This window comes from Amycolatopsis sp. NPDC003731, from assembly GCF_053586895.1.
Map to the genome: position 1 here is coordinate 1 of NZ_JBSFNC010000179.1, position 16,483 is coordinate 16,483.

At 71.9% G+C, this 16,483-nt stretch carries 13 protein-coding genes; 7 read left to right on the forward strand and 6 right to left on the reverse strand.

The genetic code is table 11. The features are described from left to right. Positions 1-836 precede the first annotated feature (836 nt). Both ACWDN5_RS41320 and ACWDN5_RS41325 read right to left on the reverse strand, forming a co-directional pair. The gene (locus ACWDN5_RS41320; RefSeq protein ID WP_449680110.1) at positions 837-2,051 is read right to left on the reverse strand and encodes a helix-turn-helix transcriptional regulator; all 1,215 of its coding nucleotides are present in this window, start codon (positions 2,049-2,051) and stop codon (positions 837-839) included. Positions 2,052-2,703: 652 nt separating this feature from the next. Next, complete coding sequence (locus ACWDN5_RS41325) at positions 2,704-3,141, reverse strand: type II 3-dehydroquinate dehydratase (protein ID WP_310967723.1); 438 nt, start codon at positions 3,139-3,141, stop codon at positions 2,704-2,706. Between the two features lie 230 nt (positions 3,142-3,371). On the opposite strand from ACWDN5_RS41325, the gene ACWDN5_RS41330 reads away from it, so the two are divergent. Next, positions 3,372-4,637, forward strand: a complete 1,266-nt coding sequence (locus ACWDN5_RS41330; RefSeq protein ID WP_310967724.1) for a cytochrome P450 — start codon at positions 3,372-3,374, stop codon at positions 4,635-4,637. Positions 4,638-4,954: 317 nt separating this feature from the next. On the opposite strand, the gene ACWDN5_RS41335 is transcribed toward ACWDN5_RS41330, so the two are convergent. From ACWDN5_RS41335 to ACWDN5_RS41345, 3 genes are read right to left on the reverse strand one after another with little or no spacing between them, the layout of a single operon-like run. Then, on the reverse strand, positions 4,955-5,866 hold the full coding sequence (locus ACWDN5_RS41335; RefSeq protein ID WP_310967726.1) for a transketolase family protein: 912 nt from the start codon (positions 5,864-5,866) through the stop codon (positions 4,955-4,957). Then, positions 5,863-6,555: a thiamine pyrophosphate-dependent enzyme gene (locus ACWDN5_RS41340; RefSeq protein ID WP_310967728.1), complete on the reverse strand. Its 693-nt coding sequence runs from the start codon at positions 6,553-6,555 to the stop codon at positions 5,863-5,865. Before ACWDN5_RS41340 ends, ACWDN5_RS41335 begins: the two co-directional genes overlap by 4 nt. A gap of 14 nt (positions 6,556-6,569) precedes the next feature. Next, positions 6,570-7,388, reverse strand: coding sequence for an SAM-dependent methyltransferase (locus ACWDN5_RS41345; protein WP_310967729.1), 819 nt, complete (start codon positions 7,386-7,388; stop codon positions 6,570-6,572). A gap of 262 nt (positions 7,389-7,650) precedes the next feature. Here ACWDN5_RS41345 and ACWDN5_RS41350 point away from each other — a divergent pair, with 262 nt between their 5' ends. The 4 genes from ACWDN5_RS41350 to mhpA all read left to right on the forward strand — a co-directional run bounded on the left by ACWDN5_RS41350 (position 7,651) and on the right by mhpA (position 12,499). Further along, a complete protein-coding gene (locus ACWDN5_RS41350) occupies positions 7,651-8,925 on the forward strand; it encodes a cytochrome P450 family protein (protein WP_310967731.1) in 1,275 nt (424 codons plus the stop codon). Positions 8,926-9,034: 109 nt separating this feature from the next. Then, entirely contained in the window at positions 9,035-9,787 is a 753-nt protein-coding gene (locus tag ACWDN5_RS41355; protein ID WP_449680114.1) for a thioesterase II family protein, read from the forward strand. After that, positions 9,784-10,986: a phthiocerol/phthiodiolone dimycocerosyl transferase family protein gene (locus ACWDN5_RS41360; RefSeq protein ID WP_310967733.1), complete on the forward strand. Its 1,203-nt coding sequence runs from the start codon at positions 9,784-9,786 to the stop codon at positions 10,984-10,986. Before ACWDN5_RS41355 ends, ACWDN5_RS41360 begins: the two co-directional genes overlap by 4 nt. Before the next feature lie 7 nt (positions 10,987-10,993). Beyond that, positions 10,994-12,499 carry a bifunctional 3-(3-hydroxy-phenyl)propionate/3-hydroxycinnamic acid hydroxylase MhpA gene (gene mhpA, locus ACWDN5_RS41365; RefSeq protein WP_449680111.1) on the forward strand — a complete coding sequence of 502 codons (1,506 nt, stop codon included), beginning with the start codon at positions 10,994-10,996 and terminating at the stop codon, positions 12,497-12,499. A gap of 12 nt (positions 12,500-12,511) precedes the next feature. On the opposite strand, the gene ACWDN5_RS41370 is transcribed toward mhpA, so the two are convergent. Then, the gene (locus ACWDN5_RS41370; RefSeq protein ID WP_310967737.1) at positions 12,512-13,921 is read right to left on the reverse strand and encodes an NDP-hexose 2,3-dehydratase family protein; all 1,410 of its coding nucleotides are present in this window, start codon (positions 13,919-13,921) and stop codon (positions 12,512-12,514) included. Between the two features lie 169 nt (positions 13,922-14,090). Between ACWDN5_RS41370 and ACWDN5_RS41375 the strand changes: the two genes are divergently transcribed. Together ACWDN5_RS41375 and ACWDN5_RS41380 are read left to right on the forward strand one after the other, a co-directional pair. Beyond that, complete coding sequence (locus tag ACWDN5_RS41375; protein WP_449680112.1) at positions 14,091-15,092, forward strand: Gfo/Idh/MocA family protein; 1,002 nt, start codon at positions 14,091-14,093, stop codon at positions 15,090-15,092. Between the two features lie 2 nt (positions 15,093-15,094). Beyond that, positions 15,095-16,393 (forward strand): aminotransferase family protein, encoded by a 1,299-nt coding sequence (locus ACWDN5_RS41380; protein WP_449680113.1) that lies wholly within the window; start codon positions 15,095-15,097, stop codon positions 16,391-16,393. Positions 16,394-16,483: the final 90 nt, after the last annotated feature.

Sequence of the window (16,483 nt, forward strand, 5' to 3'; positions counted from 1 at the left end):
GTGCGCTGTCCGGACGCTGGCTGGCCGTGGCCGCACCCGGTCAGTCGACGTCCATCGTGGACATGCTCGGGTGTGAGGTCGTGCTCGCGACCGGCAGCGCGGTAGCGGACTCGGCGGGGTGCGCCGAGGCCGGGTGCCGTGGTTCGGGCGCCGGCACGGCACCTATCGCCGGGCGAGAGCGGGGCCGGGCGCGCCGGGAGCGAAGTTGGGGGCTCGGCCGGCCCCCCGCGGCGGCCACGGCGCCCGCCATCGCGGCTCGGCCGCCCGGCGCACCTGCCGCCGCGGAGAGCGGGGTCGGGAGGGGGCTCGGGGTGCGGTCGGACGTTGCGGGAAGAGGGCGGGCGCGGCTCGGGCAGCACGAAGCCGCCGGGGGTGGACGGCACTCCTCCCCCGGCGGCCCGAGTTCGCCGGCCGGTCATCCCAGCCGCGCGCCACCACCCAGCCCACGCCGACCAGCCGGCCGCGCGCCGTCGCCCACGCCGACCAGCCGGCCGCGCGCCGTCGCCCACACCGGCCAGCCGGCCGACCGGCCGCGCACCGCTCATCCAGCCGCGCGCCGTCGCCCAGTCGCACCGGCCATCCAGCCGCGCGCCGGTCACCCAGCGGCGCGCGCCGCTCATCCAGCCGGAGCCGGTCGGTCATTCCAGCCGCACGCCCACCACCCACCGCACCAGCCGGTCATCCAGCCGCGCGCCGTCGCCCAGCCGCGCCGGTCACCCAGTCGGAGCCGGCCGCCCACGGCACTGGCGGCGGCCGGCCTCTCGCCGCCGGGGCGGCCGGACTTCCGGACCCGCGCCGCCCTCCACTGCGGCGTGAACCCGCAACACCTGGAACCCCTACGAAAACACCTTCCAAGCCGCCGCGAGCTCGACCCTTGAGGTGATGTGCATCTTCTGGAACACCTTCTTCAAATGGAACGCCACCGTGTGTCTGGAGATGAACAGCTGCCTGCCCACCTCATTGTTGGTGTGTCCCTGGCTCACCAGCTCGGCGACCGCGAACTCCGTGTTCGTCAGCCCGTGCGGGGCCGCTCCTTCGTACTCCACCACTCGCGTCGTGCCTCGGCGGACTCCGTGCTCGCGGAGCTTGTTCACCACCCGGGCCGAGTCACGTGTCGCGCCCACCGCCGTGTACGTGTCCAGGGCCGTCTCGAGGAAGCGGACCGTGCGCTCGCGCTCGGAATACCTCTTCGCCAGCAGGTCGCTGAGGTCCTCCAGGGCCGATGCGCGGCACCAGCGGTCCGGGTGGATGTCGGCCGACTCGTGGAGCTTGGCCGAGTCCTGGGCCAGCAGGCCCGCCGCATGCAGGGCGGAGCCGCGGATCACGCTGAACTCCGGCTGTTCCGCGCCCGCCACCGAGGCCGCCTCCACCACTATCTCCGCCAGGTCGTGCGCGCCCAGCTTGCCGCACACCCGGACCAGCCACGGTGCCGCCGCCGGCTCCGACACCAGCAGCTGCCGGAGCACCAGGGGGTTCGTCACGATGCCGGCGATGAGGCTCGCCGCGCTCTCCACCCCGCTGCGGGCCTCGACGGCCTGCGCGGCCACCCACGCCCCCGGCGCCTGCCCGAAATAACCGAGCAGCGCTTCGTCGGCCAGCTTGTCCACGAAAACGCGGCACGCCCGCATGTCCGCCCGGCGCAGCGCGCCGAGGGCCAGCACGACGTAGCTCGGCGGGCGCAGGGAACGGTCGCCGCACCCTTCGGCGATCCGCAGCCCCGTGCTCACCTCGGCCATGGCCTCGTCGACGTTGCCCATCGCGAACAGCAGGTTCCCGCGGACGTTGTGCGACACGGCGGTCATGCGCTCGGAAGCGGAGCCCTCCCGGCTTTCCTCGACCGCGGCCAGCACCCGGCGGCCCGATTCCAGTTCGCGGGCCTTGATGAGCAGGCCGACGTACCAGAATTGGGCCATTTCGTAGAGTTCGCGGGATTCACGGCGGTCGCCCGCCGCGGCCGCCTTCGCGCACTGCAGGCCGGTGTCGAGCCGCCCGTTGAACCACGAGTACGCGGAGCGCCGGAGGAACCCGGCCGTGTCACAAGCCTCCTGCATGAAATCGTCGCCAAATCCGGTGAACGGATTTTCGGGCAAGCGCAAAGTAGGTACGTCGATCATTTTTCGGCTATCCCCCAGGTATAGACGAAACGAAATAAGACTGAACGAGCCGCCACATTGCGGCGAATTCACGCGAAACCGGCCCCGCCGTCCGGCCGCGCGCGAACACGCGACCATTGTCGAGCACAACACCCCAGGGTTAGAGGTGTCCGACGGGACCCGGCGACCCGGTCAGAACATGGCACCGCACCGACCGCGCGGAAAAGCGCACGTCACAAGAACCTCCCCAGGCAGGCTTGTGAAAGATTAACAGCTTGCGTCACTCACGATAGCTTCGGCCGAGAGCTCCGTCATCGCCCCTGTGAGCCAGGTCACACCCCTAGAAAATGTGAGGACGTTTAGCTTTTGCCCTGGTGGGGCAGCGATTTCACACGGTTCTGACGCGCAAATCAGCCAGCTAGCCTAACGGGCATTCTGTTAGCGCTCAACTAACTACCGGGTAGCCCTCGAAGTCCCCGGGAAGAATGACGGCGCGTCGCAGCGGGACGCCTGCCTCCTGGGACCGTCACCCGGTTGGGCGCGCCCCGATCGGGCGCACCTCGTCCGAACGCACCAGCGGCGCGAACAATCCGGACAATAAGGATCTAATTCACGCCGAAGTCAAATGCAGCAGCGCTTGCGCCGCGAGGCGATACCCGAAAGCGCCCAAGCCGACCACCACACCGCTCGCCAGGGGCGCGATGACCGACTCGTGCCGGAACTGCTCGCGCGCCCACACATTGCTGAGGTGCACTTCGATCCACGGCGGCGCGTAGCTCGCCAGCGCGTCGCGCAGGCTCCAGCCGGCGATCATCAGGGCGCCGGGGTTGACGATGGCGCCGACCGTGGTGCCGCCGTGCTCGTGGATCGCGCCGACCAGCTCGCCTTCGCCGTCACGCTGGATCGACACGACCTCCCAGCCCCGGACGGCCACTTCCTCGGCGACGGCCTTCTCGATGTCGGCGAGCGTGTCGGTGCCGTAGATCTCCGGCTCGCGCCGGCCCAGCACACCCAGGTTGGGACCGTTCAACAGCAGGACAACGCTCAACGGGACACACCTCGCTCACCCGGCGACCACTTCGGCCCCCATCGTGTGCACCTCGCCCGGCGGGCACCACCCCTACCTTGATAGTCGGGCGGAGTCCTATCAGACCGAGGGATGCCCGGCCCGCCGCGGCGCTCCTACGCTCCGAAGCGACCAGGCAAGTCGCGGGATCGGCACCCGTCCCCGATCGATCGCCGTCCGGCCCGCGCGATTCGAATGGAGCTGGCGCCGCAGTGACGACCAACGCGACCGAAAACAAGCCCAGCAACGCAGCGCTGCGGTCACCCCTCCCCCAAGAGTTCGTCCAGCGCGACGACCCGTTCACCGTGCCGCCGGCCCTGCTGGCGGTGGCCGCGCGCGGCCCGATCGCCAAGGCGGCGCTGGCTTCGGGCGAGCCGTTCTGGCTGGTGTCCGGGTACGAAGAGGCCCGCGCGGTGCTGACGGACCCGCGGTTCTCCTCCGACCGGTTCCAGTACCACCCGAGGTTCAAGGAGCTGCCCGCCGAGTTCCGGGAGCGGCTGCGCGACGACAAGGCGCGCGCCGGCTCGTTCATCAACATGGACCCGCCGGAGCACACGCGGTACCGCAAGCTGCTCACCGGGCAGTTCACCGTCCGCCGGATCCGCGACCTCGGCACGCAGATCGAGAAGATCATCGGCGGGCTGCTGGACGACATGCTGGCCAAGGGCACCAGCGCCGACCTGATGACCGAGTTCGCGTTCCCGGCCCCGTCGCAGATGATCTGCGAGCTGCTCGGCGTGCGCTACGACGACCGGGCGGGGTTCCAGGAGCGCGCGGCGGCCCTGCTGCAGCTGGACGCCCCGGTCGAGCAGGCGGTGGCGAACGCCGACGCGCTGCGCGTGTTCATGCAGCGGCTGATCACGGACAAGCGCGAGCACCCGGCCGACGACCTCATCTCCGGCCTGATCCACCACGCCGGGGCCGACCCGGCGCTCACCGACGACGAGCTCATCAACATCGCCAACCTGCTGCTCATCGCCGGCTACGACACCACCGCGAGCATGTTCGGGCTGGGCATGTTCGTGCTGCTGCAGCGCCCCGACCAGCTCGCCGCGGTCCGCGACGACCCGGCCCGCATCGGGGACGCCGTCGAGGAGCTGCTGCGCTACCTGTCCGTCATCAACCCGGGGCTCTTCCGGTTCGCCAAGCACGACCTGGAGCTCGGCGGCGAGCACATCCCGGCCGGCTCGACCGTGGTGGTCTCGGTGGTGGCCACCAACCGGGACGAGCGCCAGTGGACGGCCCCGGAGACCCTGGACGTGACGCGTCCCCGCGGCCCGCACCTGGCCTTCGGCCACGGCGTCCACCAGTGCCTCGGGCAGCAGCTGGCCCGGGTGGAGATGCAGGTGGGCTACGCCGAGCTGCTGCGCCGGCTGCCGAACGTGCGGCTCGCGGTGCCGCCGGAGGACGTCCCCCTGCGCAACGACATGCTCACCTACGGCGTGCACTCGCTGCCGATCACCTGGGACGCGGGTTAAGCGGAGACCCTCGGGGCCCGGACCGTCGCGGACGGTCCGGGCCTTTCGCGTATAGGGGTAGGTAGGGGTTGCGGGCACGACGAAAGCCTGACTCGGCCATCCAGCCCGGTGACGCCGCACGAAACCTCCATTCGCCCAGAACGTGCTCCGGGCGCGCCGGTCAACCCCGAAAGCCTTCGGTCCTCACCAAGCACATCCCCCGCCGCGAGAACGCAGGGGTAGGTAGGGGTTGCGGGCACGACGAAAGCCGGCTCCACGCCGGACCGCCTGGGGGTGCGGTGCAGCGGGGAGCCGGCCGGTTCCGGTCGTCGTCGGCGTCAGCCGACGAAACGGGCGATCGAAGCCGCCAGGGATTCGGCGTCCACTCCGAACAGGCGGTCGTGTTCCTCGGCCGTTCCGTAGACGCGGGCCTCTCGGTCGCGCCAGGTTCCGAACGACCTGAGGCGGTGGGGCACGTCGGCCAGTGCTTCGGTCACCTCGAACGCCGACGTCCCGCGCAGGTACGGCTCGACCAGGACCACGTTCGGGGCCGCCGCGTTCACCGCCGCGCGGAGGCCCGCGTGGTCGAACGGGCGGATCGTCGAGGCGTACAGCACCGTGACGTCCGCCGTGGCCGTGGCGGCCAGGACCTGGTCCAGCACCGGGCCGACCGCGATGACGACGCCCTTGCTGCCCTGGCGGAGCACCGTGAACTCGTCCGACACCGGTACCGATTCGGTGTTCGCGCGCTCGGACAGCCGGACGTAGACCCGGTTGTCGCCGGCGATGGCCTTGGCCAGCAGCGGGGCGACCTCGTCCTCGTGGCCGGGGACGTGCACCGTCCAGCCGGGCAGCGTGTCCAGCAGGGCCACGTCGCCCGGTGCCTGGTGGGTGCGGCCCCACGACGGGTCGTCGTAGGACGCGCCCACGCTGACCAGGACCGCGCCGACGTCCTGGTGGCCGAGGCCGATCTTGATCTGCTCGAACGGCCGCTCGACCAGGAACGGCGCGTACGTGTGCACCACCGGCCGCTGACCGGCGAGCGCGAAGCCGCCGGCGATGTCGATCATCGCCTGCTCGCGGATGCCGAAGTTGAGGACGCGGTCCGGGTACTCCTTCTTCACGTCCCAGAAGAACCACGACGAGATGTCCGCGGTCAGCATGACCACCCGCGGGTCCGTGGCGAGGGACTCGATCACCGTCTCGGCGAAGACCGTCCGCATCTGCTTCCTGGTCACCTGGGCGGTCATGCGCCGGCCCCTTCCTCGATCGGGAGGATCTCCGCGACGACGGCGCGCGGCCGCCCGTCGGTCTCCCCGGTCAGCGCCTTCTCCAGCGCGTCGTGGTCGCGGCCGTCGACCGTGGTCGCGGCCCAGCCCTCCAGCTCGAAGCGCGCGGCGATGCCGCCCGGCCAGCCGAGGCTGGCCGTCTTGTTGTCGATGACGATCGCGGTGAGGCGGTCGAGCCCGAGCCGGCCGGCGATCGACATCGTCTCGTGGTTGCTGCCCTCGTCGAACTCGCCGTCGCCCATCAGCACGAACACGCGGGCGTCGCGGCCCTGGGCGCGCAGCCCGAGCGCGGTGCCGACGCCGAGCGGGAGGCCGTGGCCGAGGGAGCCGCTGCTGATCTCCACCCCGGGCGCCAGGTTGCGGTCCGGGTGCATGCCCAGCGGCGAATCCCACTGCCGCCAGGTGTCCAGCGTTTCCGGTTCGAGGAAGCCCTTCGCGGCGAGCACCGCGTAGTAGGCCATCGGGCCGTGGCCCTTGGAGAGGTAGAACCGGTCGCGGTCGGGGTCCTCGATGTTCGACGGCGACACGTTCAGCACGCGTTCGTAGAGCACCCAGATCGCGTGCAGCGTCGACGCCGCGGCCCACCCGTGCTTCTCGTCCCCCGTCATCCGGCCGAACAGGCCGCGGAGGTTCTCTTCGGTCATCTGCATGGTTTCGGGCTTCCTCACTCCGGCTTGCGCGCGGTCAGGAGGACGTAGCCGAGCGACGGCTCGTCGCTGAAGGCGCGGAACCGGCCGAGCGTCACCTCGAACTGCGCGGCCTCGATGTGCTGCAGCGCCTGCTCCCGCAGCGCCTCGAACCGCTCCGCCGCCTTGGCCCACGACGGCCGGGTGAACTCGCTGACGTCCTCGGCCGATTCGGGCTCGAGGCCGGCTTCGCGCAGGTGGGCCTGGTACTCCTCGAGCGAGACGACCGACACCACGCCCTTGCCGACCTCGGCGACGCGCGCGCGGTCGGCCTCCAGTCCGGCGGGGCCCGGCACGAGCAGGAAGTCGCCGAGGGCCAGGCGCCCGCCCGGCCGCAGCACGCGGGCCGCCTGGCGGATCACGTGCCAGCGGTCCGGCATGTGGTGCAGCGACTCCAGCGCCCAGACGAGGTCGAACGAGCCGTCCTCGTAGGGCAGCTCCATCGCGTCGGCGTACTCGAAGACGACCCGGTCGTCCACGTCGGCCTTGTACGCGCGGTCGTTCGCGCGTTCCACCTGCTTCTCGCTGATCGAGATGCCGGTGACCATGACGTCGTTCGCGACGGCCATCCGGATCGCCGGCTCGCCGTTGCCGCAGCCGATGTCGAGCAGCCGGTCGCCCGCTCGCAGCGGCAGCATCGCGGACAGCCGGTCGGTCAGCCGGGTGGTGGCCTCTTCGAGCGTCGCGGACTCGTCGTCCCAGTACCCGTGGTGCAGATTTTCGCCCCAGAGCTGGTCGAGCAGGTCCGCGAAAGCGTCGTAGCCCTGGCCAATCTCGTTCGGAGTCGGCTTCGTCACCAGTACCCCTAAGCATCGTTTCGCGTGACCGCGTGTCGATCAACGCCTGGCCTGCAAGGTCTTGGGCGAGAGTAGGTGAGGCCGGCCCGGCCGGGCATCCCTCGTTCTGATAGCACCGCGGCGCACCCCGATCGTCCACAAAGGACACCAGACCGCAGCACTGTGAGGTTGGGGGATGCTCAACCGGCCGTCCTTCCCTACCGTCCGAATCCGGGCCCGCCGCGCACGCGAGCGGGACCGCCCGCGTCGGCACCAGGAAGGGATGGCCATGACCGCCACCGCCAAGCCTTCGGCCAAGCCGGTCGACCTCTTCTCACCGGAAGTGGTCGCCGACCCGTTCGGCTGGTACGCGCGGTTGCGCGAGGAGCCGTTGCCCCACACCGGGACACTGAACCTCGGCACCATGATGGGCGGGCCGGACATGTGGCTGGCCACCCGCTACGAGGACGTCCTCACGGTCCTCACCGACCCGCGCTTCCTCACCAACCCGCCGGAAGACTCGCCGCTGGCCGACATCCGCGACGGCGTCTTCAAGGCGATGAACTTCCCCGAAGACCTCATCCCGTGGATGGCGAACAAGCTCAACACCGCCGACGGCGAGGACCACACGCGGCTGCGCAAGCTGGTCTCGTACGCGCTGACCGCGCGCCGCGTCAACGCGCTGCGCCCGCGCGTCGAGAAGATCACCGAGGACCTGCTCGACAAGATGGCGGAGCAGGGCAAGGACGGCTCGCCGGTCGACATCGTCGAGGAGTTCTGCTTCCCGCTGCCGGTCACGGTCATCTGCGAGCTGGTCGGCATCGACGAGCCCGACCGCGCCGCCTGGCACGCCTGGGGCAACGCCATGGCGACCATGGACGCGCCGAACATCCCGCCCGCGCTGCGCCACTGTATCGCCCTCTCGCGGGAGCTGATGGCCCGCCGGCGCGTCGAACCGCAGGACGACCTGGTCACCGCGCTCGTGCAGGCCCAGGCCGAGGACCCGGGCCGGGTGTCCGACGACGAGATCGTCGGCATCCTGTTCAGCCTGGTCACGGCCGGCCACCAGACGACGACCTACCTGATCGGGAACTCGGTGCTGTTCCTGCTCGAGCACCCCGACCAGCTCGCGCGGCTGAAGGCCGAGCCGGAGCTGTGGGCGCAGGCCGTGCGCGAGCTGCAGCGGCTGGGCCCGCTGCAGTTCACGCAGGCGCGCTTCCCGTCGGAGGACGTCGAGCTCGGCGGCGTCACGATCCCGCGGGGGACGCCGGTCGCGCCGCTGTTGCTGGCCGCCAACACCGACCCGCGCAAGTTCGACGAGCCGGACAAGCTGATCGTCGACCGGCTGAGCGTCACCAACGAGATGCACCTGTCCTTCGGCAAGGGCATCCACCGCTGCCTGGGCCAGCACCTGGCCTACCAGGAGGCCGAGGTGGCGCTGCACGGGCTGTTCACCCGGTTCCCGGACCTGGCCCTCGCGGTGCCGCGAGAAGAGATCCCGTGGATCCTGCGGCCGGCGTTCACCCGGACCAAGACGCTCCCCCTGAAGCTCGTTTAGCCCGAAAGGCAGCCCCGCCGTGCACCGACCTGTGTCATCCGTGGCTTCGCCCCGAGCCGGGGGCTCCGCCACCCGGACCCCCGCAAAGATGGCAGACACCGAGAAGTGGTTGCGCCGTTTCGAGCGGGCCCCGGACGCGCGGGCGCGGCTCGTGTGCCTGCCGCACGCCGGTGGTTCGGCCAGCTTCTTCTTCCCGCTCGCCAAGGCCCTCGCTCCCGCGGTGGAGGTCCTGGCGGTCCAGTACCCGGGCCGTCAGGACCGGCGCCACGAGCCGCCCGTCGACAGCGTCGCCGGGCTGACGAACCGGCTGCTGGAGGTGCTGCGCTCGGTCGACGACCGGCCGCTGGCCCTGTTCGGGCACAGCATGGGCGCGATCATCGGCTACGAGGTGGCGTTGCGGATGACCGACGCCGGGCTGCCCGCGCCGGTGCACCTGTTCGCGTCCGGCCGGCGGGCGCCCTCGCGCTACCGCGACGACGACTTCCGCGGGGTGTCCGACGACCGGCTCGTCGCCGAGCTGCGGAAGCTCGGCGGGTCCGACGCGGCCATGCTGGCCGACCCCGAACTGCTCGCCATGGTCCTGCCCGCGATCCGCAGCGACTACCGCGCGGTCGAGACCTACCGGCACGAACCCGGGCGCCGGCTGGACTGCCCGGTCACGGTGTTCACCGGCGACCGCGATCCGCGGGTGTCGGTCGAGGAGGCCCGTGCCTGGGAAGAGCACACCACCGGGCCGGCGGACCTGCGGGTGCTGCCGGGCGGGCACTTCTTCCTGGTCGACCAGGCCGCGCCGATCATCGCGACGGTGACGGAGAAGCTGGCCGGCCCCGCGCTGACCGGATCCACCGGGAGGACTTCGTGACCCGAGCCGCGGTCCGGCGGGCGCTGGCGCCCAGCGAGAGCGTCCACGCCGTCCGGGAGGCCTACATCGGCTACACCGTGCGCGCCGAAGGGCGGCTCGACCCCGAGGCGCTGACCACGGCGTTCGAAGCGGTCTGCCGTGCCTACCCCCAGCTCTCGGCCCGCGTGGAGTTCACCGGCGAGGGCGCGGTGCTGACGGAGTCGGACGCGCAGCCGGAAATCCGGTTCGCCGACGGCGACCCGTCCCGGCCGCTGGCGGGCTTGGACCTCGACCAGAGCCGCTCGCTGAGCGCCCTCAACGTCGTCCGCGACGGCGAGGAAGCCAGTGTCTGCCTGGCGATCCAGCACAGCGTCGCCGACGCCCACCACGCCACCGCGATCCTCGCGGCCCTGTGGTCCAGCTACACCGACGTCGTCGAAGGCGTGCCGCTCGACCTGGGCCGGCAGCCGTACCCGCGGTCGCTGGAAGACCTGCTGGCCGACCGCGGCATCCACGCGAGCGGCCCGGCGACCCCGCTCGCCCCGCCTCCGGCGGCGAACCGGCCGGACCCGGTCGTCCGCCACGTCGTCCAGCACCGGCTGACCGAAGCAGAATCGACGGCGCTGGCGAACCTCGGCCACCGCGAGAAGGTGACGATCAACGGCCTGGTGTCGGGCGCGGTCCTGCTCGCCGAAGCCGAGCTCCGCGACATGCCGCTGACCGACCTCGTCTACCGGTACTCGGTGAACCTGCGCGGCAGGCTGACACCGCCGGTCGGCGCGACCGAGGGCACGAACGTGCTCGGCGGGGTCGCCTTCAAGGTGCCGGACGGGATCCCGCACGACGCCGTCCCGATCGGCCGGGCCATCGGCGAGCAGCTGCGGGCCGGCCTGGCCGACGGGTCCGTGCAGCGCAGCATCCTCGACATGTTCAGCAAGCCCGCCGCCGCGAAGCCGTGGGACCCGAAGCTCGCGCTCGCCGTGGTCAGCATCATGAACTGGGGCGTCGCCCCGCCGATGCGCACCCCGGACGGCCTGCGGCTGACCAACCTGCACTCGGCGTCCCGGATGCGGGAGACCATCGCGCTCGGCGGCTACGTGCTGAGCACGTTCGGCGGCCGGGTGGGCATCGACCTGGGCTGGCCCGAGGGCGATCCGTCGCTGCCGCAGCGCGTCGGCTGCCTGCGCGAACGGCTGGCCCGCCTGACCCGCGACCTGTGAGGTGCTCGTGACGGACACGGACGTCGTCATCGTCGGCAACGGCCCGATCGGCGCCACCCTGTCGGTGCTGCTGGCCCAGCGCGGCTGGCGGGTGATGGTGCTCGAGCGCCGGCCCCGGCCGTACCGGCTGCCGCGGGCGACCAGCTTCGACGGCGAGACCGCCCGGCTGCTGGCCGCCACCGGCATCGGCCCGGACCTCGGGCGGATCACCGCACCGGCCAACGGCTACCAGTGGCAGACCGCGGACGGGCAGACGCTGCTGGACATCGCCTTCACCACCGAGGGCCGCTACGGCTGGCCGGACGCGAACACCATGCACCAGCCGGCGCTGGAGGAGCTCATCGCGGCGCGGGTCCGGGACCTGCCCGGGATCACCGTGCTGCGCGGGCACGAAGTCGTGGCCATCGCCGACGGTGACGCGCTGGTCCAGGTGACCGCGACCGACGCCGACGAGGTGTCGCGGACCATCTCGGCGCGGTGGGTCGTGGGCTGCGACGGTGCGAACAGCTTCGTGCGCGAGCACCTCGACGTGCCGGTGACCGACCTCGGCTTCTCGTACGAGTGGCTGCTCTGCGACGTCCAGCTGACCGAGCCGCGGGAGTTCGTCCCGACGAACGTGCAGATCTGCGACCCGGCGCGGCCCACGACGCTGGTGGGCAGCGGGCCCGGCCGCCGTCGCTGGGAGTTCATGCGCCTGCCGGGCGAAAGCGCGGCCGAGCTGAACAAGGACGAGACGGCGTGGCGGCTGATGGCCCCCTACGGCGTCACGCCCGAGACCGCCACCCTGCTGCGCAGCACCACCTACATCTTCCAGGCCCGGTGGGCCGACCGGTGGCGGGTGGGGCACGTCCTGCTCGCCGGCGACGCGGCGCACCTGATGCCGCCGTTCGCCGGGCAGGGCATGTGCTCCGGCATCCGCGACGTCACGAACCTGGCGTGGAAACTCGACCTCACGCTCCGCGGCCTGGCCTCGGAGTCCCTTTTGGACAGTTATGGCGACGAGCGCCGGGAGCAGGCCCGGGAGGCCATCCTGGCGTCGGTGCAGCTGGGCCGGGTCATCTGCGTGACGGACCCGGCGGCGGCCGCCGAGCGGGACGCGACCGTCCTGGCCAACCGCCGCGGCAAGCCGGCGGGCCGGCCGGAACCGGCGAAACCGCTGAGCGGCGGGCTGCTCCACGAGAGCCCGGGTGCGGGTGTGGTGGTGCCGCAGGGCCGGGTGCGGGTGGGCGCGGCGACCGGGCTGTTCGACGACGTCGCCGGCCGGGGTTTCGTGCTGCTGACCACCGAGGCGGGCGGCTCGGACTTCCTCGCCGAGCTGGGGACGCACGTCGTCCGGCTCGACGAGGGGGTGGACGTCGACGACGTCTACCGGCCGTTCCTGGCCTGGTTCGGGGCGACGTCGGTGCTGGTGCGGCCGGACTACCACGTCTTCGGCACGGCCGGCCCGGGCGGGCTCGACGCCCTGGTGGACGCCCTGCGGGACCGCCTGCGCGCTGCGGTCCCGGCCGCCTGACCGAGGCGGGCGTCAGAAGCTGCGCACGCCGGCCATCAGGCTGCGCAGCTCCACCGTCAGGTAGTTGCTGTGCGACAGCAGGGACATCAGCTGGCTCAGCGTCGTCCAGAGGAACCGGTCGTCGGGCTCGGGGGCGAAGCCGTCCTCGACCTCGATCACCAGGTAGCGGTTCTGCGCGTGGTAGAACCGGCCGCCTTCCTCGGAGTGCACGACGTCCAGCCGCACGCGGCCGGCCGGGGCGGCCAGCGCGTAGTCGAGGTAGGCCGGGCGGTACTCCGACGGCGCGTCGGCGTAGTTGCCGGGCTGGCAGTGGACGGTCGCGGTCAGCTCGGCGATGTTGAGCGTGCCGGCGTCGCTGCGGGCCTGCACCAGCGCGTGCAGCGTGCCGCCGATCCGCTTGACCAGCAACGCGAGCAGGCCCGACTGCCGGGGCGCCACCAGCGGCTGGGTCCACGACGTGACCTCGCGGTTGCTGGCCTGCACCGAGACCGCGACGACGTCGAAGTACTTGCCGTCGCGGTGGTCGATGACCTCGTGGCCGAGCTGCCAGCCGTCTTCGACGATCTCCTTCAGCGGCACCCGGCGCTGCACCAGCTCCTGGCGGGCGCGCACCTCGGTGAGCCAGCTGAGGACGTGCCCCGGCTCGTGCAGGGGCCGGCCGCGGCCGGACAGCGAACGGTGGACCGCTTCGGCGAACGAGCCGTCGCCGTCGGTCCGGTCGTCCGGCCGGGACAGCGCGGGCGGGACGCACGCGAGGACGGTCCGGGAGTCCATGTTCACCATGTGGTCCAGCCGCAGCAGGCGGCGGATCTGGTCGAGCGTCAGCCAGCAGAAGTCCTCGTCGAGCGGGACGTCGTCGTCGGTCTCGACGACGATGTTGCGGTTGCGCTTGTGCAGGAACCACGACCCCTGCTCGGACTGCAGGCCGTCGAACAGCACGCGGCCGCGGGAGCCGGGCCGGAAGTACTCCATGTACTTGGTGGCCGCGCCGCCGTGGACCTTCATGTAGTTGCTGCGGGTGGCCTGCACGGTCGGCGAGATCTGCAAGCCGTTGATGTTGCCCGGTTCCATCTTCGCCTGCATCAGGCAGTGCGGGACGCCGTCGAACCGCTTGACGAGGATGCCGAGCACGCCGATCTCCGGCTGCACGATGATCGGCTGGGCCCACTCGCTCACCCAGGGCCGGTCGGTCCGCACGCGCAGGCCCTCGACCGAGAAGAACCGGCCGCTGCTGTGCACCAGGTTGCCGGTGTCGGGCTCGAAGTCCCAGCCGGACAGGTCCGCGAACGGGATCCGGTCCACCCGGAAGCTGTTCGCGCGCGCCCGCGCGTTGAACCAGGAGTGGAAGTCCGCCATGGACATGACCGCGTCTTCGGAGCGTCCGTCCCGGGCCGTGTCCTCGTGAATCGTGCTGTGGACCACGTCACTCCCCTTCCTCGGCGTCCGGCGAGCGTAGGACGGCCGCGCCGCGGCGGGCATCCCCCGACCTGATAGGACGGTCGACGCGCTATCAGGACGAGGGATGCCCGGAGCCCGCGCGCGGTCCTAGCGTGAAGAACGGACAACGCCCGAACCGCGCGAAGGAGATCCGGTGGCCCCACTGCGCATCGGGATCATGGGCTGCGCGAGCATCGCCGTCCGGAAGCTGCTTCCCGCCATGGCAGCCCGGCCCGGCACGGAGGTCGCGGCGATCGCCAGCCGGGACGCCGGCAAGGCCGCGGACACCGCCCGGGGCTACGGCTGCCGCGCGGTCGAGGGCTATTCGGCGCTGCTGGACCTCGACGACGTCGAAGCCGTCTACCTCCCGCTGCCGAACGCCGCGCACGCCGAGTGGATCGAGCGGGCGCTGGCCGCCGGCAAGCACGTGCTCGCCGAGAAACCGTTGACCACCAGCGTGTCGCGGACCCGCGAGCTGATCGCCGCCGCCCGGTCGGCCGGGCTCGTGCTGATGGAGAACGTCATGTTCCTCCACCACGGCCAGCACGTGGCGGTCCGGAAGCTGCTGGCCGACGGCGTCATCGGGGAGCTGCGCGCGTTCCACGCCGCGTTCGCCGTGCCGGCCCGGCCGCCCGGCGACATCCGCCACCGCGCCGACCTCGGCGGCGGGGCCCTCCTGGACACCGGCGTCTACCCGGTACGCGCCGCGATGTCGTTCCTGGGCAGCGAAATCGAGGTCGTTTCGGCGGTGCTCACCCGGCGCCACGGCCACCCCGTCGACTCCGCCGGCCAGGCGCTGCTGTGCACCGGTGACGGCGTCGGCGCGTCCGCGACCTTCGGGATCGACCACGCCTACCGGTCCGGGTACGAGCTGTGGGGCAGCGAAGGGCGGCTCGTCCTCGACCACGCCTTCACCCCGCCCGCCGGGCACGTCCCGGTGCTGCGGCTGGAACGGAACACGGGCGTCGAGGAGATCCCGCTGCCGCCCGACGACCAGGTGGCCAACACCCTGGACGCGTTCGCGGCCGCCGTCCGTTCGGGACGGCTCCCCGACAACGACGACGTGCTGCGGCAGGCCGTGCTCGTCGACGACATCCGCACCAAGGCGAGGCTCCACGTCGATCACGCCACCGAGCCAGGAGGAATCCGATCGTGACGATGACCGTGCAGAAAGCGCCGTCCCAGCTGCTGGCGGCCCGGCTGCAGATCCCCCCGATCCCCTACAGCCACGCCGCCGGGTCGTGGGTGTACGCCTCCGACGGCACGCGGTACCTCGACGGCGCCAGCGGGATCGTCAACGTGAACATCGGCCACGCCCACCCGGTGGTGGTCGAGGCGCTGCGGGACCAGGTCGGGATCTGCACCTACGCCAGCCCCGGCACGTTCGCGCCGGACCTGATGGAGCAGCTGGCCGCGGCCACCGCGCGGGCGGTGCACCGGCCGGACGACCGGGTCATGTTCACCCCCACCGGCACGCACGCGACGGAGTCGGCGATCGCGCTGGCCCGGCTGGTGCAGCGCGCCCGCGGCGAAGAGGGCCGGCACAAGGTCCTGACGTCGTCGCTGGGCTACCACGGCAACAGCGCGTTCGTGCTGGCGCTCTCGGGCCACCTGTCGCGGCGGCCGCACGAGGACGACAGCTTCGGCCTCGCCCCCGCGTTCAACCCGCCCTACCCCGGCCAGCACCTCGACTGCCCGTTCCCCGCCTGCCGCGTCGAGTGCGTGCGGGCGGTGCGCGACGCGATCGTCGCGGCCGGGCCGGAGACCGTCGCCGCGGTGCTGATGGAACCGGTCAACGGCACCACCGGCGGCGGGTACGTGCCGCCGGCCGGGTACCTGAAGGCGCTGCGCGAGGTCTGCGACGAGTTCGGCGTCCTGGTCATCCACGACGAGGTCCTCACCGGGCTGGGCCGCACCGGCCTCCCGCTGGCCTCGCACCACACGCCGGGCTCGGCGGCGGACATCGTCACGCTGTCGAAGGGCCTCGGCGCCGGGTACGTCCCGCTGGCCGCCACGATGATCTCGCCGAACCTGGCCGAGGACATCATGACGAGCGGCAAGTGGCTGCCGCTGATGGGCACGATGTCGGCGACGCCGCTGCAGGGCCGCGCCGGCCTGGCGGTGCTGTCGGTGCTGGACGACCTCGGCGCCCTCGACCGCGACGAAGTCCGCGGCGCGGCCCTCGGCCGGCTGGTGGCCGACGCGGTGCGCGGCCAGTCGGTGGTGACGGACGTCCGCGGCCTGGGGTACTTCCACGGCATCGAGCTGGCCCCCGGGACCATCGGCGACGTCATGCGGATCACCCGGAGCAAGGGGCTGCTGCTGTACCCGTACGTCGGCTTCCGGCCCGACCGCACGGGCGAAGGCCTGCTGGTGGCCCCGCCGCTGAACGCGTCCGACGCCGACCTCGACTTCCTCGGCGAGACCCTGCGCGCGGCACTGACCCAGCTGAGCTGAGCACGGCAAAAGGCCCCGGGCCCGAACATCACGCAGCAGGACATCCTCGCCGCGCTCGGCCCCGATGCCGACGCGATGATGGCCGAGATC